This window comes from Kribbella sp. NPDC003505, from assembly GCF_040610875.1.
In the GTDB taxonomy this organism is placed as follows: Bacteria; Actinomycetota; Actinomycetes; order Propionibacteriales; family Kribbellaceae; genus Kribbella.
This window is the reverse complement of record NZ_JBEXNA010000002.1, coordinates 140,217-158,081: the sequence shown is the minus strand read 5'-3', so window position 1 is coordinate 158,081 and position 17,865 is coordinate 140,217. Positions and strand designations below refer to the sequence as shown.

General features: G+C 70.9%; 20 protein-coding genes. 10 read left to right on the top strand and 10 right to left on the bottom strand.

What is annotated here, in order from left to right; translation table 11 throughout:
• Nucleotides 1–34: 34 nt before the first annotated feature.
• Together nusA and rimP are read right to left on the bottom strand one after the other, a co-directional pair.
• The gene (gene nusA / locus ABZX12_RS05200; protein WP_355689997.1) at nucleotides 35–1,027 is read right to left on the bottom strand and encodes a transcription termination factor NusA; all 993 of its coding nucleotides are present in this window, start codon (nucleotides 1,025–1,027) and stop codon (nucleotides 35–37) included.
• Between the two features lies 1 nt (nucleotide 1,028).
• Nucleotides 1,029–1,568, bottom strand: a complete 540-nt coding sequence (gene rimP, locus ABZX12_RS05195; protein WP_355689995.1) for a ribosome maturation factor RimP — start codon at nucleotides 1,566–1,568, stop codon at nucleotides 1,029–1,031.
• Between the two features lie 153 nt (nucleotides 1,569–1,721).
• Between rimP and ABZX12_RS05190 the strand changes: the two genes are divergently transcribed.
• The gene (locus ABZX12_RS05190; RefSeq protein WP_355689994.1) at nucleotides 1,722–2,273 is read left to right on the top strand and encodes a cell division protein FtsK; all 552 of its coding nucleotides are present in this window, start codon (nucleotides 1,722–1,724) and stop codon (nucleotides 2,271–2,273) included.
• Complete coding sequence (locus ABZX12_RS05185; protein WP_355689992.1) at nucleotides 2,270–2,683, top strand: ferritin-like domain-containing protein; 414 nt, start codon at nucleotides 2,270–2,272, stop codon at nucleotides 2,681–2,683. The genes ABZX12_RS05190 and ABZX12_RS05185 overlap by 4 nt, the downstream gene beginning before the upstream one ends.
• A gap of 96 nt (nucleotides 2,684–2,779) precedes the next feature.
• Here the strand turns inward: ABZX12_RS05185 and ABZX12_RS05180 are convergent, their stop codons facing one another.
• From ABZX12_RS05180 to hisD, 5 genes are all read right to left on the bottom strand, one after another.
• Entirely contained in the window at nucleotides 2,780–4,171 is a 1,392-nt protein-coding gene (locus ABZX12_RS05180; RefSeq protein WP_355689990.1) for an alkaline phosphatase PhoX, read from the bottom strand.
• A gap of 92 nt (nucleotides 4,172–4,263) precedes the next feature.
• Nucleotides 4,264–4,905, bottom strand: coding sequence for an imidazole glycerol phosphate synthase subunit HisH (hisH, locus tag ABZX12_RS05175; RefSeq protein ID WP_355689988.1), 642 nt, complete (start codon nucleotides 4,903–4,905; stop codon nucleotides 4,264–4,266).
• Nucleotides 4,902–5,501 carry an imidazoleglycerol-phosphate dehydratase HisB gene (hisB, locus tag ABZX12_RS05170; protein WP_355689986.1) on the bottom strand — a complete coding sequence of 200 codons (600 nt, stop codon included), beginning with the start codon at nucleotides 5,499–5,501 and terminating at the stop codon, nucleotides 4,902–4,904. Before hisB ends, hisH begins: the two co-directional genes overlap by 4 nt.
• Complete coding sequence (locus ABZX12_RS05165; RefSeq protein ID WP_355689985.1) at nucleotides 5,498–6,616, bottom strand: histidinol-phosphate transaminase; 1,119 nt, start codon at nucleotides 6,614–6,616, stop codon at nucleotides 5,498–5,500. Before ABZX12_RS05165 ends, hisB begins: the two co-directional genes overlap by 4 nt.
• On the bottom strand, nucleotides 6,616–7,941 hold the full coding sequence (gene hisD / locus ABZX12_RS05160) for a histidinol dehydrogenase (protein ID WP_355689983.1): 1,326 nt from the start codon (nucleotides 7,939–7,941) through the stop codon (nucleotides 6,616–6,618). The genes ABZX12_RS05165 and hisD overlap by 1 nt, the downstream gene beginning before the upstream one ends.
• Before the next feature lie 103 nt (nucleotides 7,942–8,044).
• Here hisD and ABZX12_RS05155 point away from each other — a divergent pair, with 103 nt between their 5' ends.
• From ABZX12_RS05155 to ABZX12_RS05140, 4 genes are read left to right on the top strand one after another with little or no spacing between them, the layout of a single operon-like run.
• The gene (locus ABZX12_RS05155) at nucleotides 8,045–8,716 is read left to right on the top strand and encodes an LON peptidase substrate-binding domain-containing protein (protein WP_355689981.1); all 672 of its coding nucleotides are present in this window, start codon (nucleotides 8,045–8,047) and stop codon (nucleotides 8,714–8,716) included.
• 40 nt (nucleotides 8,717–8,756) lie between these two features.
• Nucleotides 8,757–8,993 carry a YlcI/YnfO family protein gene (locus ABZX12_RS05150; protein ID WP_355689979.1) on the top strand — a complete coding sequence of 79 codons (237 nt, stop codon included), beginning with the start codon at nucleotides 8,757–8,759 and terminating at the stop codon, nucleotides 8,991–8,993.
• Complete coding sequence (locus ABZX12_RS05145) at nucleotides 8,993–9,301, top strand: type II toxin-antitoxin system PemK/MazF family toxin (protein ID WP_355689977.1); 309 nt, start codon at nucleotides 8,993–8,995, stop codon at nucleotides 9,299–9,301. The genes ABZX12_RS05150 and ABZX12_RS05145 overlap by 1 nt, the downstream gene beginning before the upstream one ends.
• Nucleotides 9,298–9,687, top strand: a complete 390-nt coding sequence (locus tag ABZX12_RS05140) for an NUDIX domain-containing protein (RefSeq protein WP_355689975.1) — start codon at nucleotides 9,298–9,300, stop codon at nucleotides 9,685–9,687. Before ABZX12_RS05145 ends, ABZX12_RS05140 begins: the two co-directional genes overlap by 4 nt.
• Here the strand turns inward: ABZX12_RS05140 and ilvD are convergent.
• Nucleotides 9,671–11,521, bottom strand: coding sequence for a dihydroxy-acid dehydratase (gene ilvD, locus ABZX12_RS05135; RefSeq protein WP_355689973.1), 1,851 nt, complete (start codon nucleotides 11,519–11,521; stop codon nucleotides 9,671–9,673). The two genes, ABZX12_RS05140 and ilvD, sit on opposite strands and share 17 nt — an antisense overlap.
• A gap of 125 nt (nucleotides 11,522–11,646) precedes the next feature.
• Between ilvD and ABZX12_RS05130 the strand changes: the two genes are divergently transcribed.
• The 3 genes from ABZX12_RS05130 (at nucleotide 11,647) to ABZX12_RS05120 (ending at nucleotide 15,000) form a co-directional block, all read left to right on the top strand.
• The gene (locus ABZX12_RS05130; protein ID WP_355689971.1) at nucleotides 11,647–12,504 is read left to right on the top strand and encodes a helix-turn-helix domain-containing protein; all 858 of its coding nucleotides are present in this window, start codon (nucleotides 11,647–11,649) and stop codon (nucleotides 12,502–12,504) included.
• 10 nt (nucleotides 12,505–12,514) lie between these two features.
• Entirely contained in the window at nucleotides 12,515–14,350 is a 1,836-nt protein-coding gene (gene recQ / locus ABZX12_RS05125) for a DNA helicase RecQ (RefSeq protein ID WP_355689969.1), read from the top strand.
• Between the two features lie 80 nt (nucleotides 14,351–14,430).
• The gene (locus ABZX12_RS05120) at nucleotides 14,431–15,000 is read left to right on the top strand and encodes a dihydrofolate reductase family protein (protein ID WP_355689968.1); all 570 of its coding nucleotides are present in this window, start codon (nucleotides 14,431–14,433) and stop codon (nucleotides 14,998–15,000) included.
• Here ABZX12_RS05120 and ABZX12_RS05115 read toward each other — a convergent pair.
• Together ABZX12_RS05115 and ABZX12_RS05110 are read right to left on the bottom strand one after the other, a co-directional pair.
• The gene (locus ABZX12_RS05115) at nucleotides 14,993–16,075 is read right to left on the bottom strand and encodes a serine hydrolase domain-containing protein (protein ID WP_355689967.1); all 1,083 of its coding nucleotides are present in this window, start codon (nucleotides 16,073–16,075) and stop codon (nucleotides 14,993–14,995) included. The genes ABZX12_RS05120 and ABZX12_RS05115 overlap by 8 nt on opposite strands.
• Nucleotides 16,076–16,191: 116 nt before the next feature.
• Nucleotides 16,192–17,061, bottom strand: coding sequence for a LysR substrate-binding domain-containing protein (locus ABZX12_RS05110; protein ID WP_355689965.1), 870 nt, complete (start codon nucleotides 17,059–17,061; stop codon nucleotides 16,192–16,194).
• Nucleotides 17,062–17,162: 101 nt separating this feature from the next.
• Here ABZX12_RS05110 and ABZX12_RS05105 point away from each other — a divergent pair, with 101 nt between their 5' ends.
• On the top strand, nucleotides 17,163–17,864 hold the full coding sequence (locus ABZX12_RS05105; protein WP_355689963.1) for an SDR family oxidoreductase: 702 nt from the start codon (nucleotides 17,163–17,165) through the stop codon (nucleotides 17,862–17,864).
• The last annotated feature ends 1 nt before the right edge of the window (nucleotide 17,865 follow it).

Below are 17,865 nucleotides of genomic sequence, written 5' to 3'. Positions count from 1 at the left end.
GGTGTGGTTGCGACTCAGTCGACCGACCGAGAGATCAGTCTACCTTCTCGCTCTCGGCAGTCACATCGGTATCCGGCCGGATGTCGATCCGCCAGCCGGTGAGGCGGGCGGCCAGGCGGGCGTTCTGCCCCTCCTTGCCGATCGCGAGCGAGAGCTGGTAGTCCGGTACGACGACGCGCGCGGCACGGGCCGCGGCGTCGACGACCTCCACAGACGTAACCTGCGCCGGGGACAGCGCATTCCCGACGAACGTCGCCGGATCGTCGCTGTGGTCGATGATGTCGATCTTCTCACCGTGCAGCTCGTGCATGATGTTGCGCACCCGCTGGCCCATCGGCCCGATGCAGGCGCCCTTGCCGTTCACCGACGGGTTCAGAGTCCGGACCGCGATCTTGGTCCGGTGACCAGCCTCACGGGCGATCGCGGTGATCTCGACGGTGCCGTCGGCGATCTCCGGGACCTCCAGCGCGAACAGCTTCTTCACCAGGTTCGGGTGGGTCCGGCTGACGGTGATCTGCGGGCCCTTGAAGCCCTTCCGGACGCCGACGACGTACACCCGCAGGCGGGAGCCGTGCTCGTACTTCTCCCCCGGCACCTGCTCGGGCGCCGGCAGCACGGCCTCGATCTTGCCGAGGTCGACCATCACCGAGCGCGGGTCGCGGCCCTGCTGGACGACGCCGGAGACGATGTCGCCCTCCTTGCCGGAGAACTCGCCGTACCGGACCTCGTCCTCGGCGTCGCGCAGCCGCTGCAGGATGATCTGCTTGGCCGTGGTGGCCGCGATCCGGCCGAAGTCGGCCGGAGTGTCGTCGTACTCCCGGGCCAGCGTGCCGTCCTCGGCGAGCTCGCGGGCGAAGACGGTCACGTGCCCGGTCTTGCGGTCCAGCTCGGCGCGGGCGTGCTGCTGCGCGCCCTCGGTGCGGTGGTACGCGACCAGCAGCGCCTGCTCGATCGCCTCGACGACCACGTCCAGGGAGATGTCCTTCTCCCGTTCCAGCGACCGCAGCACGGCCATGTCGATGTCCATGTCAGTTCTCCTCCACCGTGCCGTCGGCAGGTGTTTCTCCATCAACAGAAGATGGCTCAGTGTCGTTGCCGGCAGCCCGGTTGAACTCGATCTGGACCTTGGCCTTGGCCACGTCGGCGTACGCGACGCTCTGCCGCTTGCCGTCGACGTCCAGTTCGGCCGCCTCGTCGGAGACGGACTTGATCCGGCCGGTCACTTTGCCGCCCGCGGTCAGCGTGACCGCGACCAGCCGGCCGGTGTTGCGGCGCCAGTGCCGGGGCAGGGTGAGCGGGCGGTCGACGCCGGGGCTGGAGACCTCCAGCGTGTAGGCGCCCTCGCCCATGATGTCGTCGGCGTCGAGCGCTTTGGAGACGGCCCGGGTGACCTCGGCGACGTCGTCGAGACTGATGCCGCCGTCCCGGTCGACCAGGACGCGCAGCAGGCGGCGGCGTCCGGCCGGGCTGATGTCCGCGGCCTCCAGGTCGCAGCCGAACTGCTCGACGATCGGCCGCAGGAAGTTCTCGAGGCTCGTGGTGTCCGTGTGGTCAGTCCGTCGGCTCACAGTTTGACCTGCCTCTCTCTCCAGTTGTGCACCCGTTGCCGCCCCGGCGGTCGCGCCAAGGGCAGTAGCCCACCATATCCGGCCCGCCCTCCGATCCCGGTCACCGCCTCGTCCCCGGCCGGTCGTGGGCGCGCGACCGGGTATCGTTCCGCCGTGCCCGATCGCCGCCTGAGCCGACGTACCGTCGTCGTGACCGCCGCCCTCGTCCCGGGCGCGGTCGCGCTGAGCGGATGCAAGGACGACCCTGCCGCCGGGGCCGGTACGCCGGGTGCCGTGAACGGTAAGCCGTCGACGTCGCAGGGACCGGCGGAGGAGACGCCAACCGTCGATCCAGCGGTCGTCGCGGCTCTCAGCGGCGCTGCGACCCTGGTGACTCAATTGTCCCAGCTCTACGCAACCTCGACCCGCCGGTTCCCCGCGCTGCGGGCCCAGCTCGCCGCCGGGGCGAAGTACCACGTGAGCCACCTGGCGAAGCTCAAGGAGACCCAGGGCGTGGCCGCGCAGGCGACGAAGACCGCGGTCCCGGCGAGTTCGCAGGCTGCGCTGGCCGCGATCTCGAAGCAGGAGAAAGCCGCCGCCGTCGCCCACGCGGCCGCCGCGGCCAAGCTGTCCGGCGCGCCCGCTCGCCTGCTCGCCGAGATCGCCGCCGCCGAGACCCAGTTGGGCACGACCCTGGCCCCCGCCAAGAAGAAGGACAACGCGTGAACCAGGTTGAGGCTCTCCAGGCGGCCCTCGCGGGTGAGCACGCGGCGCTGTACGGCGTCGGCGTGGCCGGGGGCAAGCTCAGCGGGGCCCGGTTCCGGGCGGCGAACGAGACGTTCGAACGCCACCGCGACAACCGCGACCGGCTCAGCGCGCTGCTGGTCGCCGCCGGCGAGACCCCGGTCGCGGCCGAACCGGCGTACGACCTCCCCCGGGCGGTCGTCAACACCGCCACCGCGAGCGGGCTGATCCTGGTGATCGAGCAGCGGATCGCTGCGGTGTACGGCGACCTCGTCGAGGCCGCCGAACAACCGGCGGTCCGTACGTTCGCGATCGAGAGCCTGCTGGCCGCCGCGAGTAGCCAGCTCACCTGGGGCGGCGCGCCGCTCGCCTTCCCCGGCGCAACCCAGTAACCCGCGCCGCTCGTCCACACATGAGTGGATATCCGCCCGTGTCGGGGGTTCTTCGCTGTCATACCGACGAACAACCCCCAACACGCGAGGAGAAGCTCAGCGCCGCCGGCGCCAGGGGCCGGTGATCGCGTACGTGATGCCGGGGTTGTAGACGTTGAAGAACATCGTCCGGCCGTCGGCGGAGAAGCCGGCGCCGGCCAGTTCGCCGTACTCCGGGTCCCCCGGGGTGCCGTTGTTGACCCGGTTGCGGGCGAACTTGAAGACCTCGCCGTCCTCGGTGGTGCCGAGGATGTGCTGCTCCCCCAGGCCGTCCTCACACATCATCAGCCCGCCGTACGGCGACATCGTGATGTTGTCGGGGGCATCGAACTCCGGGTCGTCGGACCCGGGCTTCGGGCGGGTGAAGATCACCATCAGCCGTAGCGTCCCCTTCCGCGGGTCGTACCGCCACACCTGGCCGTCGTGGTCGATCTTCGGGCCGAGCTCGGTACGCGCGAAGGACGAGACGAAGTACACGCAGCGGTCCAGCGCACCCCACCAGCAGCCCTCGAGCTTGTAGCCGCCGGTGATCGGCTTGGCGTAGTCCTGCGCGCGGACCGACTCGGCGGTGGCGAGCGGATCCGGGACCTTGACCCATTGCACTCCGTGGAACTCGGTGCCCGCTTCCTGTACGACGGACAGGTCCGGCAGGTCCGGGATGTGCATCGCCTGCAGTTCCCCGCCGGCCCGCAGGCTGCCCCAGCCGCCGCGCGGCCGGTTCGGCAGGAACCGGTAGAACCCGCCGAGCGGGGCCACGAACGCGTCCTCGGTCTCGTACACGATCCCGGTGGCCGGATCGATCGCCACCGCCTCGTGCTGGAACCGGCCCATCGCGGTCAGCGGGACCGGGCCGACGTTGCGCCGGTCATCGTACGGGTCGACCTCGAAGATGAACCCGTGGTCCTTGGTGTAGCCGCTCTGCCCGGCCTTGAGTTCGGTCTCCTCGCAGGTCAGCCAGGTGCGCCACGGCGTGATCCCGCCGGAGCAGTTGATCGCGGACCCGCCGAGGCTGACGAACTCCTGGACGGCCTGGTTGTGCCGGTTCACGACGAGCGTGCTCGTGCCGCCGGCCGCGGCCGGGTCGTACGTCCGCTCGGCGGGCGCGACGACCTTGATCTTGGCGGTGGGGCTGCACTCGTGGTTGCGGACCAGCCGGTTGCCGCCGTCACGGTCCGGGAACGTGCCCATTCCGTCGAACCGGCTCGGCGTCTGCAGCCCGTCCGGCCGGACGGTGCCCTCGCGGGACAGGATCTTGTAGCTGAAGCCGCGCGGCAGGTCGAGCATGCCGTCCGGGTCCTCGATCAGCGGGCCGTAACCGATCTTCGGACCGGACGTACCGAGTGCCGGCTGCGCCGTGTACAGCGCGTCGACCGAACCGGCCACACTGACCGCGACACCCGCCGCGGCCGCACGGCCGACGAACTGACGCCTGGACAAAGAACTGGTCATGAGGCGGTCTCCCTAGCTCGACGACAAGCAGTGGTGACCAGTGAACGTACGGTAAACAACAACCCAACGGCAAGTGAACGCGTGTCACTCATTCACAGTGAGCGGACCCAGTTCTCCAGTAAGGTCGCGCCGGCGTCGCCGGACTTCTCCGGGTGGAACTGGGTGGCCGAGAGCGGCCCGTTCTCGACCGCGGCGACGAACCTGTCCCCGCCGTACGTCGTCCAGGTGACGCGCGGCGTGACGGACTCGCGAGTGTCGGTCAGCTCCCAGCTCCGCACGCCGTACGAGTGCACGAAGTAGAACCGCTCCTTCTCCAGCCCGTCGAAGAGCGTCGTGCCGGACGGTACGTCGACCGTGTTCCAGCCCATGTGCGGAACCGGCTCGCCGTCCACCGGCTGCAGGCGCTCGACGGTGCCGGGCCACTGCTCGCAGCCCTCGGTCTCGACGCCGTGCTCGATGCCGCGGGTGAACAGGATCTGCATGCCGACGCAGATCCCGAGCACCGGACGGCCGCCGGTCAGCCGCCGGTCGACCGCGACATCGCCGCGGACCGCCTTCAGCCCGGTCATACACGCCTCGAAGGCACCGACACCGGGCACCAGCAGACCGTCGGCCTGGCACGCCGCGTCGAAGTCCGCGGTCACGGTGACGTCCGCGCCGACCCGCCGCAGCGCGCGCTCCCCCGACCGGATGTTGCCCGAGCCGTAGTCCAGGAGCACGACCTTCTTGCTCACAGAGCACCCTTGGTGGACGGGATGCCCGGCTGCCGCGGGTCGAGCTCGGCGGCGGCCCGGAGCGCGCGGGCGAAGGCCTTGAACTGCGCCTCGACGATGTGGTGCGGGTCGCGTCCGGACAGCACCCGGATGTGCACGCAGATCGCGGCGTTGAAGGCCAGCGTCTCGAAGACGTGCTGGGTCAGCGAACCGGCGTAGTCGCCGCCGATGACCGCATACACCTGCCCGTCCGGCTCGCCGGTGTGCACGCAGTACGGACGGCCGGACAGGTCGACGGTGCAGTGCACCAGCGCCTCGTCGAGCGGGACGGTCGCGTCGCCGAAGCGGCGGATCCCGCGCTTGTCGCCGAGGGCCTCCTTGAGCGCCTGCCCGATCCCGATCGCGGTGTCCTCGACCGTGTGGTGCGCGTCGATCTCCAGGTCGCCGACCGTGTTCACGTGCAGGTCGAGCAGCGCGTGCTTGGCGAGCGCGTTGAGCATGTGGTCGTAGAAGCCGACCCCGGTGGAGATGTCCGCCCGGCCCTCGCCGTCGAGGTTCAGCTCGACGAGGACCTTGGACTCGCTCGTCTCACGATCAATCCGCGCAGTGCGGCTCATGTCAGCCTTCCCGTGTCAGTCTTCAGGATGCGCTCCAGCGAGGCGCGGAACGCGGCCATCTCCTCGCCGGTGCCGATCGACACCCGCAGCCAGCCGTCCGGGCCGGTCTCCCGGATCAGGACGCCGTCGTCGAGCAGCGCCTGCCAGACCGCGTGCCGGTCCGCGAACGTGCCGAACAGGACGAAGTTGGCGTCCGAGTCGACCGCACGCAGCCCGAGGGACCGCAGCCAGTCGACGGTCTCGTCGCGCTCGACGCGCAACTGCTCGACCCGGCCGAGCAGCTCGTCGGAGTGCCGCAGGGCGGCGCGCGCGACCGCCTGGGTCACGGCGGACAGGTGGTACGGCAGCCGGACGATCCGCAGCGCGTCCACGAACTGCTTGCTCGCGGCAAGGTACCCGACCCGGCCGCCGGCCATCGCGAACGCCTTCGACATCGTCCGCGCGACGGCGAGATTCGGGTACGACGGCAGCAGGCTGACCGCGCTGGGCGTCCCCGTGCGGCGGAACTCGGCATACGCCTCGTCGACCACCACGACCGCGCCGTGCGCGGCAGCGTGCGCGACGATCGCCTCGGTCACGTCGATCGGCAGCGCCGTCCCGGTCGGGTTGTTCGGCGAGGCGAGCAGCACGACCGACGGGCGGTGCCGGGAGATCGCGGCGATCGCCTTGCTCCGGTCGAGCGTGAAGTCCTCGGCCCGGCGGCCGGTGACCCACGCCGTGTTCGTGTCCCGCGCGTACTCGGGGTACATCGAGTAGGTCGGCGCGAACGACAACGCCGTCCGGCCCGGGCCGCCGAAGGCCTGCAGGACGTGCAGCATCACCTCGTTGGACCCGTTCGCGGCCCAGAGCTGCTCGGGCTCCAGGTGTGCGCCGGACTCCCGGGCCAGGTACGCCGCGAGGTCCGCGCGCAGGCCGAGGAACTCGCGGTCCGGGTACCGGTTCATGCCGCGGGCGGCCTCGGTCACCGCGGCGGCGATGTCGGCGACGGTCGCCTCGCTCGCCGGATACGGGTTCTCGTTGACGTTCAGCAGCACCGGGACGTCGAGCTGCGGGGCGCCGTACGGCTCGAAGCTCTTGAGCTCCTCGCGGATCGGCAGCCCGTCGAAGCGGCCCATCACTGCTCCTCGGGGAATCGGACGGAGACCGCGGCGCCGTGGCCGGGCAGGTCCTCGGCGGCGGCAAGCGTGACCACGTGCCCGGCGACCTCGCGCAGCGCGTCGCGCGAGTAGTTCACGACGTGCACCGCCTTGAGGAAGCTGCGCACCGACAGGCCGGACGAGTGGCACGCGCAGCCGGCCGTCGGGAGCACGTGGTTCGACCCGGCGCAGTAGTCGCCGAGCGAGACCGGCGACCAGCTGCCGACGAAGATCGCGCCGGCGTTGGTGATCAGGCCGGCCCGCTCCTCGGCGTCCGCGGTCTGGATCTCCAGGTGCTCGGCGGCATAGGCGTCGACGACCGCGGTGCCCTGCTCGAGGTCGTCGACGAGCACGATCGCGGACTGCTGCCCGGACAGCGCCTCGGTGACCCGCTCCCGGTGCCTGGTCTGCGCGACCTGCGGCGGCAGCTCGGCCTCGACCGCCTCGGCGAGCGACTCGCTCGGGGTGACCAGCACACTGGCCGCCATCGGGTCGTGCTCGGCCTGGCTGATCAGGTCGGCGGCGACGTGCTTGGGGTCAGCGGTCGCGTCGGCCAGGACCGCGATCTCGGTCGGTCCGGCCTCGGAGTCGATGCCGACCTCACCGAGCAGGTTGCGCTTGGCCGCGACGACGTAGATGTTGCCCGGACCCGTGATCAGGTTGACCTTCTTGCATCCCTCGAAGCCGTACGCGAAACCGGCGATCGCCTGGGCGCCGCCCATCGCATACACCTCGTCGATCCCGAGCAGCGCGCACACCGCGAGCACTGTCGGGTGCGGCAGGCCGCCGAATTCCTTCTGCGGAGGCGAGGCGACGGCCAGCGACGGCACACCGGCGACCTGGGCCGGCACCACGTTCATCACGACGCTCGACGCCAGCGGCGCGCGGCCGCCGGGAACGTAGAGCCCCACGCGCTGGACCGGGACGAACCGCTGCGTCACCCGCCCGCCCGGTGCAGGCTCAGAGACGACATCAGCCGTGAGCTCGTCCTGGCTGACCTCGCGGACCCGGCGGATCGACTCCTCGAAGGCGCGGCGCACCTGCGGGTCGAGCTCCTCCAGCGCGGACTTCAGCGCCGCGGCCGGGACCCGGATGTCCTCGACCCGGACATGGTCGAACCTCTCGCCGTACTCCCGGATGGCCTGGAGGCCCCGATGGCGGACGTCCAGGCAGATGGGTCGGACGACGTCGAGAGCCTTCTCGACGTCGAACACGGCTCGGGGAACGAGGGCAATCACTTCGGCTTGGAGGTCGAAGACCTCTCCGGCCGCCACTCGGCCCCGCAGGTCGACGCGGCGAATCATGGGGGTCAGTCTAGTGGTCACGCCCCGCACCCCCGACGCCATATCCACAGGCCGGCCGGTCACCACAGGTGATCAGGGGCAGCGATGCCCTAGGCTCGTCGGCATGGACTCCCGCCTGCCGTTGCTCACTGTCGACACGGTGATCTTTCCCGGCCTGGTGGTCTCGATTCCGGTCACCGACGTGCAGGGCCGCGCGGTGGTCCGGGACCTGGTCGAGAACGGCGGCGAGCTGATCTGCGGCGCGCTCGCGGTCCGGGACGGGTACGAGCTGGGTGAGCGGGTCTTCCGGTCGCTGTACGGGACGGGTTGCGCGGCGACGATCTCCGAGATCGCGGTGGACGCCGACGACGAGGGTCCGATCGAGGTGACCCTGACCGGGAACCGGCGGTTCAAGGTGACCGAGCTGGACGGCACCGGCGACTACCTGGTCGCGGACGTCGAGTGGCTGCCCGACGACCTCGGCGACGACCCGTTGGGGACGGCGACGGTCGCGCTGGAACGCTTCCGCAGGTACGCCGCGGCGGTCAGCGAGATCAGCCGCCCGGGCCTGCACCTCGGCGACCTCCCCGACGATCCGGGCACGCTGTCCTACCTGATGTCGGCCGCGATGAAGCTGATGACACCGGACCGCCAGAAGCTCCTCGAGGCCGAGGACGTCACGACCCGCCTCGCGCAACTCGTCGGCCTGATCGACACCGAGCTGTCCGCCATCGCCGCCCTCCCGTCCCTGCCTGCCACGGACCTGATCAGCTGGTCCGCCCTCTCCCCCAACTGACGCGCTACCGGATTGAATCCCGAGGCGGTATGGTTTTGGTATGAGCAAGCAGATCACCGTGCGGTTGCCGGACGAGCTGGTCGACTTCATGGACGAACTGGTCGCCGCCGACAAGGCGACCAGCCGGGCGTCCGTGGTCGCCCGGGCGATGGAGCGTGAGCGCCGCCGCGAGCTGGCCGCGCGCGACCTCGCCATCCTGACCGAGTACGGCGACTACCCGGACCTCGAGGGTCTCGCCCCCGCGGCCGCCGGGACCGTGCTCAGCGACCTCGACTGATGCGCCCGATCCACATCGCGCGGCTCGACAAGCCGCGCCCCGTGGTGGTGCTCACCCGCGAACTGATCCGCCCGCGCCTCACCAACGTGACGGTCGCCCCGATCACCAGCACGATCCGCGGCCTGTCCACCGAGGTCCGAGTCGGCCCCGAGAACGGCCTCGACCACGCCAGCGCGATATCCTGCGACAACATCCAAACCATCCCGAAGGCCCAGCTCGGCCGCCTGATCGGCCACCTCCACCCCGACCAGGAACCAGCCCTGGCCGAGGCAATCAGCCTCGCCTTCGACCTCGAAGCCCTACTGTGAAGGACCGAGCCGTCGCCGTGATCGTCCGCGACGAGCGACTCCTGGTGATCCACCGGCGGAAGCACGGTACGGCGTACGTCACCCTGCCCGGCGGCGGTGTCGAGCCCGGCGAAACACCCGAGGCGGCGTGCGTGCGGGAGCTCCAGGAGGAGACCGGGCTGCACGGCACCGTCGGGGAACACCTGCTGACGCTGTCGAACGCCGGGCGCGTCGAGCACTACTTCCGCGTCGACGCACCTGCGGGCGAGCCGGTGCTGGGCGGGGAGGAGGCCGAGGCCGACTCCCCCACCAACCGTTACGAGCCGGCCTGGCTGCCGCTGGGGGACCTTTCGGCGGCCGATCTCAAGCCGCTCGAGATCAAGCGGCTGCTCAGCCGAGCTTGCTGATGTCGCGGACGGCGCCCTTGTCGGCGCTGGTGGCCATGGCGGCGTAGGCGCGGAGGGCGGTGGAGACCTTGCGGTCGCGGGCCTTCGGGGCGTAGACGCCGTTCAGGGCGGCCTTGCGGGCGGCCAGCTCGTCGTCCGCGACCAGCAGCTCGATCGACCGGTTCGGGATGTCGATGCGGATCCGGTCGCCGTCCTCGACCAGGGCGATCGTCCCGCCGGACGCCGCCTCGGGCGAGACGTGGCCGATCGAGAGTCCCGACGTACCGCCGGAGAAGCGGCCGTCGGTGATCAGGGCGCAGACCTTGCCGAGGCCGCGGCCCTTCAGGTACGAGGTCGGGTACAGCATCTCCTGCATCCCCGGCCCGCCCTTGGGGCCCTCGTACCGGATCACGATGACGTCGCCGGGCTGGATCTGCTTGGCGAGGATCTTCTCGACGGCCTGCTCCTGCGACTCGCACACCACCGCGGGGCCCTCGAACGTCCAGATCGACTCGTCCACGCCAGCCGTCTTCACCACGCAGCCGTCGACGGCCAGGTTGCCCTTCAGCACGGCCAGGCCGCCGTCCTTGGAGTAGGCGTGCTCGCGGTCCCGGATGCACCCGTTCGCGGCGTCGGTGTCCAGCGTCTCCCACCGCTCGGACTGCGAGAACGCCTGCGCCGACCGCTTGCAGCCCGGCGCCGCGTGCCACAGCTCGACGGCCTCCGGCGACGGCGAACCGCCGCGCAGGTCCCAGGTCTTCAGCCACTCGTCGATCGAGTCGCTGTGCACGGTGTGGACGTTCTGGTTCAGCAGGCCGGCCCGGTGCAGCTCGCCGAGGATGGCGGGGATGCCGCCGGCGCGGTGCACGTCCTCCATGTAGTACGTGCCCTGCGGCGCGACGTTCGGCGCGACCTTCGCCAGGCACGGGACGCGGCGCGAGACCGCGTTGATGTCGTCGAGGTCGAAGCCGACCTCGGCCTCCTGCGCGGCGGCCAGCAGGTGCAGGATCGTGTTCGTCGAGCCGCCCATCGCGATGTCCAGCGCCATCGCGTTGCCGAACGCCTCCTTCGACGCGATCGAGCGCGGCAGCACGGTCGCGTCGTCGTTGTCGTAGTACCGGTGGGCCAGCCCGACGACGGTCTCGCCCGCCTTCTCGTACAGCGCGCGGCGGGCGGTGTGGGTGGCCAGCACCGACCCGTTGCCGGGCAGCGACAGGCCGATCGCCTCGGTCAGGCAGTTCATCGAGTTCGCGGTGAACATGCCGGAACAGGAACCGCAGGTCGGGCAGGCGTTCTCCTCGATCCGCAGGATGTCGGCGTCGGAGACGTTCTCGTTGACGGCCTCGGACATCGCGTCGATCAGGTCGAGCTTGCGGACCGTCCCGTCGACCAGCGTCGCGCGGCCGGCCTCCATCGGGCCGCCGGAGACGAACACGGTCGGGATGTTCAGCCGGAGCGCGGCCATCAGCATGCCCGGGGTGATCTTGTCGCAGTTGGAGATACAGACCAGCGCGTCCGCGCAGTGCGCCTCGACCATGTACTCGACCGAGTCGGCGATCAGGTCCCGCGACGGCAGGCTGTAGAGCATGCCGCCGTGGCCCATCGCGATCCCGTCGTCGACGGCGATGGTGTTGAACTCGCGCGCGATCCCGCCGGCCGCGTGGATCGCCTCGGAGACGATCCGGCCGACCGGGGCCAGGTGGGTGTGGCCGGGCACGAACTCGGTGAAGCTGTTCGCCACCGCGATGATCGGCTTCCCGAAGTCCTCGCGGGCTACCCCGGAGGCCTGCATGAGCGCGCGGGCGCCCGCCATGTTGCGGCCGTGGGTGACAGTGCGGGACCTCAGAGCAGGCACGACGAACATCTCCTAGCTAGGTGTGGCGTATCTCCCGATAGTGCCACGCCCGTCCGAATGACGGTATGCGGGTCCCGGATTCTGGAGCCGCGGTTCTTGTCGGTGGACGGTCTTAGCCTGGACGCATGGCAGGACTCGGCCATCACACGCGCGCGGCGCACCCCGCGCTGCGCCCCTTCGTGCCCGACATCAGCGGATATGCGTACGCCGGTGATCCCCCGGCGCTGCACCGCGGCCTGCCCTCGCGCCACCTGACGCTCGTCGTCACGCTCGACGAGCCCCTCGGCGTCGCCTGGCCGGGCGGCCCGGTGGACAAGTACGACGCACTTGTCGGCGGGCTCCACTCGCGGGCGGTCCACATCGGTCAGACACCGAGCCGCGCCGGCGTGCAGGTCTCGCTCACTCCCCCGGCCGCTCGAGCGCTCCTCGGACTGCCGCCGGGCGCCCTCGCCTCGACGGTGGTCGGTCTGGACGAGGTCCTCGGCCGGCCCGCGCGCGAGCTGACCGAGCAGCTGCGCGAGGCGCCGAGTTGGGGGCGGCGCTTCGACCTGCTCGAGGCCCTGCTGCTGCGGCAGCTCGACGGGAGCCGTCCCGGTGCCGTCCGGCCCGAGCTCGGCCGGGCCTGGCAGCGACTGTGCGGCGCGAGCGGCTCGATCGGGGTCCAGGAGCTGGCGACCGAGGTCGGGTGGAGCCGGCGGCATCTCACTGATCGGTTCACGTCGGAGTTCGGTCTGCCGCCGAAGGTCGCGGCCCGCGTGCTGCGGTTCGAGCGCGTCACCGGACAACTCCGCCGGCAGCCGCGGATCCGGCTGGCCGAGCTGTCGGCCGCCGCCGGGTATGCCGATCAGGCACACCTGACCAGGGAGTTCCGCGCGATCGCGGGCTGTTCACCGCGGCAGTGGATCCGTGAGGAACTGCCCGATCTGTCCGGTAATCCACAGGTACCGGCGATCGCGCCAGCATCGTCGGCGCGATCTCACTAGACTCGCCGGGGTGAGTGAGACGACCGAGTTGCCCGATTCCGAAGCCCTTCAGGTCCTCCGGCGGGTGTTCGGGTACGACGCCTTCCGCGGCGAGCAGGGCGACATCATCGACACCGTCGTCGCAGGCGGCGACGCGCTGGTGCTGATGCCGACCGGCGGCGGCAAGTCGCTGTGCTACCAGATCCCGTCGCTGGTGCGGTCCGGTGTCGGCGTGGTCATCTCGCCGCTGATCGCGTTGATGCAGGACCAGGTGGACGCGCTCACCGCGCTCGGCGTCCGGGCGGGATTCCTCAACTCCACGCAGGACTTCGAGCAGCGCCGCGAGGTCGAGCAGGCGTTCCTGGCCGGCGAGCTCGACCTGCTGTACCTGGCGCCCGAGCGGCTCCGGGTGGAAGCGACCGTGCGGCTGCTCGACCAGGGCAAGATCGCGCTGTTCGCGATCGACGAGGCGCACTGCGTGTCGCAGTGGGGCCACGACTTCCGGCCCGACTACCTGATGCTGTCCGAGCTGCACGAGCGCTGGCCCGACGTCCCGCGGATCGCGCTCACCGCGACGGCGACCGAGGCGACCCACCAGGAGATCGCGACCCGGCTGAAGCTCGGCGACGCGAAGCATTTCGTCGCGAGCTTCGACCGGCCGAACATCCAGTACCGGATCGTCCCGAAGGACAATCCGCAACGGCAGCTGCTCGACCTGCTGCGCACCGAGCACGCCGGCGACGCGGGCATCGTGTACTGCCTGTCGCGCAACAGCGTCGAGAAGACCGCCGCCTTCCTGACCCAGAACGGGATCGAGGCCCTGCCGTACCACGCCGGCCTGGACAGCCGGACCCGCGCCGCGAACCAGGCCCGGTTCCTGCGCGAGGACGGACTGGTCGTGGTGGCCACGATCGCGTTCGGCATGGGGATCGACAAGCCGGACGTCCGCTTCGTCGCGCACCTCGACCTGCCGAAGTCGGTCGAGGGCTACTACCAGGAGACCGGCCGGGCGGGGCGTGACGGCCTGCCGTCCACCGCCTGGCTGGCGTACGGGCTGCAGGACGTCGTCCAGCAGCGGAAGATGATCGACACGTCCGAGGGCGACCTCGCGCACCGGCGGCGGCTGAGTGCGCATCTCGACGCGATGCTCGCGTTGTGCGAGACCGTGCAGTGCCGGCGCTCGCAACTCCTGGCGTACTTCGGCCAGCGAGGCGACGCCTGCGGGAACTGCGACACCTGCCTGACCCCGCCGGAGTCCTGGGACGGCACGATCGCGGCGCAGAAGCTGCTCTCGACGGTGTACCGGCTGCAGCACGAGCGCGGGCAGAAATTCGGCGCGGGGCAGCTGATCGACATCCTGCTCGGCAAGGAGACCGACAAGGTCAAGCAGTTCCGGCACGACCAGCTGACCGTGTTCGGGATCGGCACCGAGCTGACGGACACCGAGTGGCGCGGCGTGATCCGGCAGTGCCTCGCGCTCCGGTTGCTCGCGGTCGAGGGCGACTACGGCACGCTCGTGCTCACCGAGGAGAGCGGCGAGGTGCTCGGCCGGCGGCGCGAGGTGATGATGCGCCGCGAGCCCGAGCGGGTGCGTTCCAGGAGCAGGTCGTCCGGCGGCAAGAAGGCGGCCGCCGCCGATCTCGCGCCCGAGGCGGCGCCGGTGTTCGAGCGGTTGCGCGCGTGGCGGGCGGCGGTGGCCAAGGAGCAGGGCGTCCCGGCGTACGTGATCTTCCACGACGCGACGCTGCGGCAGATCGCCACCGACCGGCCGACGTCGCTGGCCGAGCTGGGCACGATCAGCGGCATCGGCGAGAACAAGCTGACCAAGTACGGCGACGGCGTCCTGGAGACACTGGCCGCGGAATGATGTCGAATCGGCGGTAGCGTCTTCGACGCGAAGGCACAGGGCGCGGACCGACCGCGCCACCGGAGCGAGGGAGCACGCTCATGTCTTCATCCGTGCTGTTGATGTCGATGTCGGCCGACGGCTACGTCGCGGGACCGGACGACCGGCCCGGCAATCCCGGCGGCGACGACTTCATGCGGTTGCACGAGTGGTACCTGGACGACGCGGGCGAAGTCGGCCGCCCGGACGGCGAGGCCGGCGAGATCTGGGACGAGCTGAACGCCACCGGCGCGGTCCTGGTCGGCCGCCGTACGGCGGAGCAGGTCGACTACTACGGCGGGCACCACCACGGCGTACCGATCTTCGTCGTCAGCCACGACACCACACCGGTCGACTACGAGAACGTCCACGTCGTCGGCGACATCGAGACCGCGATGGCGCAGGCGAAGGCGGCTGCCGGCGACAAGGACGTGTTGGTGCACGGCGCGGTCACCGCGCAGCAGGCGCTGGCGGCCGGCGTCCTCGACGAGCTGCAGCTCAGCCAGGTGCCGGTCCTGTTCGGCAGCGGTCTGCGGCTGTTCGACGTCCTCCCGCACCGCATCGAGCTCGAGGTCGTCCGCGTGATCGACACGCCCCGCGCGACCCACATCCGCTACCGGGTCCTCAACTGAGCAACGGCTGCAGCGCCTCGGTCAGGTCGCCCACCAGCCGGCCGGGGTTGCGGCCGCCGTCGGCCAGGATCACGGCGATCGAAACCTTCTTCTCGGGGATCACGACCAGCAGGCTGCTGTGGTCGGGCATGTCGCCGCCGTGGCCGTAGGCGTCCGCGATGCCGAACTGACGCGTGAACCGCATGGTGCCGAGACCGTACTCGCCGTCGCCCGCGATCAGCTCGCCGACCAGGTCGGCCGGAAGGACGCGGGCGCCGTACAACTGGTAGCCCCAGCGGGCGATCGTCGGGGCGTCCGCCGCCAGCCCGCCGTAGGCGGCGGCCGAACTGGCGAACGCGCGGCAAGGTACGTAGCCGTCGGGTTGGCCGCACGAGGCGTTGTCGTCGGTGACGACCGGCGGCTGCGGCTTCTCCCCGTCCTGGAACGCCGCGTGCCCCAGCCCGGCCGGGGTCGCGAGATCGCGGCGCAGCACGGTGGCGAGCGGCTGCCCGGTGATCCTCTCGATCATCAGGCCGAGCAGGGCGTAGCTCGGATTGCTGTAGCTGAACGTGCCGTCCGGCGCGCCCACCGTCGAGGAGTAGTAGTCCAGCGACTCCGCGATCGTCCAGTGCCGGCCCGGCGCCGCGGCGATCGCCCTGTCCATTCGGCCGAAGTCGGCCGGCTGGAAGTCCGGTACGCCTGACGTCATCGACAGGTGCTGGCGGACGGTCGCGTTGTTGGCGGCCAGCCGGTGCTGCACGTAGCGCGAGATCGGCAGGTCGAGGTTGAGCTTCCCGGCCTTCGCGAGCAGCATCACCTCCGCCGCAACGAACGTCTTCGTGATGCTGGCCACCGCCATACCGGTGTCCGGGCGCAACGGAGTCCCGCTGACGTCCGTCCCCGCCGCGCCCGACCAGGTCCACCGATCGGTGACGACCGCGGCCGTGGCACCGCGGGAGCCGGACGGGCTGTCCGGGTACTTGATGAATCTCGTCAGGAGCTCCTGCAGGGCCGCGGCCCGGGCCGGATCGAGCGCTTGTTTCCCGGGATCCGGGAAGCTCGTCCGCGCAGGGGTTTGCGGCGAAGGTGCCGGCACCTCTCCCCCACCGGAGCATCCCACCGCCAACGCAATCACCAGAAGGGCGCTCGCGCTCCACCGCATCTTCCGATCATGACACCGGCGCGGACAACGCCGTACCCGATCGGGCAGACCTACGGAGTCCAGCTGACCGAGGCGGCCAGGCCGGCGAAGTCCTGCAGGAGGCGGGAGCGGCGGGTCGCGACCCAGGCCAGGGCGACGCTGTTCGGCGCGAGGTTGCCGACGGGAACCGTGACGACGTCGGGGCGCTGATAGAAGGTCGCGACGGACAGCGGGACGATCGAGACACCGTGGCCGGCGGCGACGTGTTCGAGTTTCTCCTCGACGCTGTGCAGGACCGGGACCGGTCTCGCCGTCCGGGTGCGGAGCTCGACGGCGATGTCGCGCCACTCGGGGACGGCATCCGGGTCTTGCAGCAGGTGCTCGTCGGCGAGGTCGGTGATGTCGATGACAGGTTTGCCGGCCAGACGGTGGCCGGCCGGCAGCGTCGCGACCCGGGGCTCCTCGAAGAGCGGGCGGACCGTGAGGCCGGCCTGGTCGATCGGCAGCCGGACGATGCTCACGTCCACCCGACCGTCGTGCAGTACGTCGACCTGATCGTCCCAGGTGGTGCGGATCAGCTCGAGCTCCAGCTCGGGATGGAGCGCGCCGAACGCGCGGACCGCCTCCGTCACGGTCAGGCCGGGCATGAATCCGATCGTGAAGGTCTTCGAACCGCGCGCGGCCCGCGCCACCCGGCGCCGGGTGCCCTCGGCGGCGGCCAGCAGCGGCCGGGCGTCGCCGAGCAACTGGCGACCGGCCGCGGTCAGCTCGGTCGATCGCCGGGTCCGGGCGAACAGCTGGGCCCGGAGCTCGTCCTCGAGGGCGCGGATCTGCCGGGACAGCACAGGCTGCGCGATGTGCAGCCGCTCCGCCGCGCGGCCGAAGTGCAGTTCCTCGGCGACAGCGACGAAGTACCTCAGCTTGCGGAGATCGAGATCCATAATACCTTCAGGGTATTACAGAGCCCAGAACAGGTCTTGGACGCCGGTGCCCCGGCGGCCGCATCGTGGAGGCGAGATTCCTCTCCACGAAAGGCAGTTCCGTGACTCTGCAGGACCACCGCGTAGTCCTCCTCGGCGGTACGTCGGGCATCGGCCTGGCCACCGCACAGCTGGCCGCCGCCCAGGGCGCCACCGTGATCGTTGCCTCGAGCAACCCCGAGTCCGTGAAGGCGGCGCTCGGCGCGCTGCCCGCGTCGGCCGCCGGCGAAGCGGTCGACCTCACCGACGCCGCCGCCGTCCGGGCGTTCTTCGACGGGCTCGATCCGTTCGACCACCTCGTCTACACCGCCGGCGAGGCGCTGACCTTCCTCGAGGTCGGCTCGATGGACCTGGCGCAGGCGCGCCAGGCCTTCGAGCTGCGGTACTTCGGTGCGCTCGGCGCCGTGAGCGCCGCCGTGCCGAAGCTCCGGGCGGGAGGTTCGATCGTCCTCACGAGCGGCGCCGCCGGCGACCGGCCGGGTCCGGGCTGGTCGGTCGCCGCGAGCATCTGCGGCGCGATGGACTCCCTCACCCGGGCCCTCGCCGTCGAACTCGCGCCGATCCGCGTCAACGCCGTCAAGCCCGGCGTCGTCCGGACGCCGATGTGGCGCGGCGGCATCGACTACGACGAGACCGCACAGCACCTCCCGGTCGGCCGCATCGGCGAGCCGGACGACATCGCGGCGGCCTACGTCTACCTGATGGACCAGCCCTACGCCACCGGCTCCATCGTGTCCGTCGACGGCGGCCACGTCCTGGTGTGAG

Bases quoted from the DNA above. Each gene is read 5' to 3' on its own strand.
- ABZX12_RS05155 (WP_355689981.1), top strand. From the start codon at position 8,045: ATGGACTCCCGCCTGCCGTTGCTCACTGTCGACACGGTGATCTTTCCC.
- ABZX12_RS05180 (WP_355689990.1), bottom strand. From the start codon at position 4,171: ATGACCAGTTCTTTGTCCAGGCGTCAGTTCGTCGGCCGTGCGGCCGCG.
- hisB (WP_355689986.1), bottom strand. From the start codon at position 5,501: ATGAGCCGCACTGCGCGGATTGATCGTGAGACGAGCGAGTCCAAGGTC.
- ABZX12_RS05150 (WP_355689979.1), top strand. From the start codon at position 8,757: ATGAGCAAGCAGATCACCGTGCGGTTGCCGGACGAGCTGGTCGACTTC.
- ABZX12_RS05145 (WP_355689977.1), top strand. From the start codon at position 8,993: ATGCGCCCGATCCACATCGCGCGGCTCGACAAGCCGCGCCCCGTGGTG.
- hisD (WP_355689983.1), bottom strand. From the start codon at position 7,941: ATGATTCGCCGCGTCGACCTGCGGGGCCGAGTGGCGGCCGGAGAGGTC.
- ABZX12_RS05130 (WP_355689971.1), top strand. From the start codon at position 11,647: ATGGCAGGACTCGGCCATCACACGCGCGCGGCGCACCCCGCGCTGCGC.
- nusA (WP_355689997.1), bottom strand. From the start codon at position 1,027: ATGGACATCGACATGGCCGTGCTGCGGTCGCTGGAACGGGAGAAGGAC.
- ABZX12_RS05120 (WP_355689968.1), top strand. From the start codon at position 14,431: ATGTCTTCATCCGTGCTGTTGATGTCGATGTCGGCCGACGGCTACGTC.
- ABZX12_RS05110 (WP_355689965.1), bottom strand. From the start codon at position 17,061: ATGGATCTCGATCTCCGCAAGCTGAGGTACTTCGTCGCTGTCGCCGAG.
- ABZX12_RS05165 (WP_355689985.1), bottom strand. From the start codon at position 6,616: ATGGGCCGCTTCGACGGGCTGCCGATCCGCGAGGAGCTCAAGAGCTTC.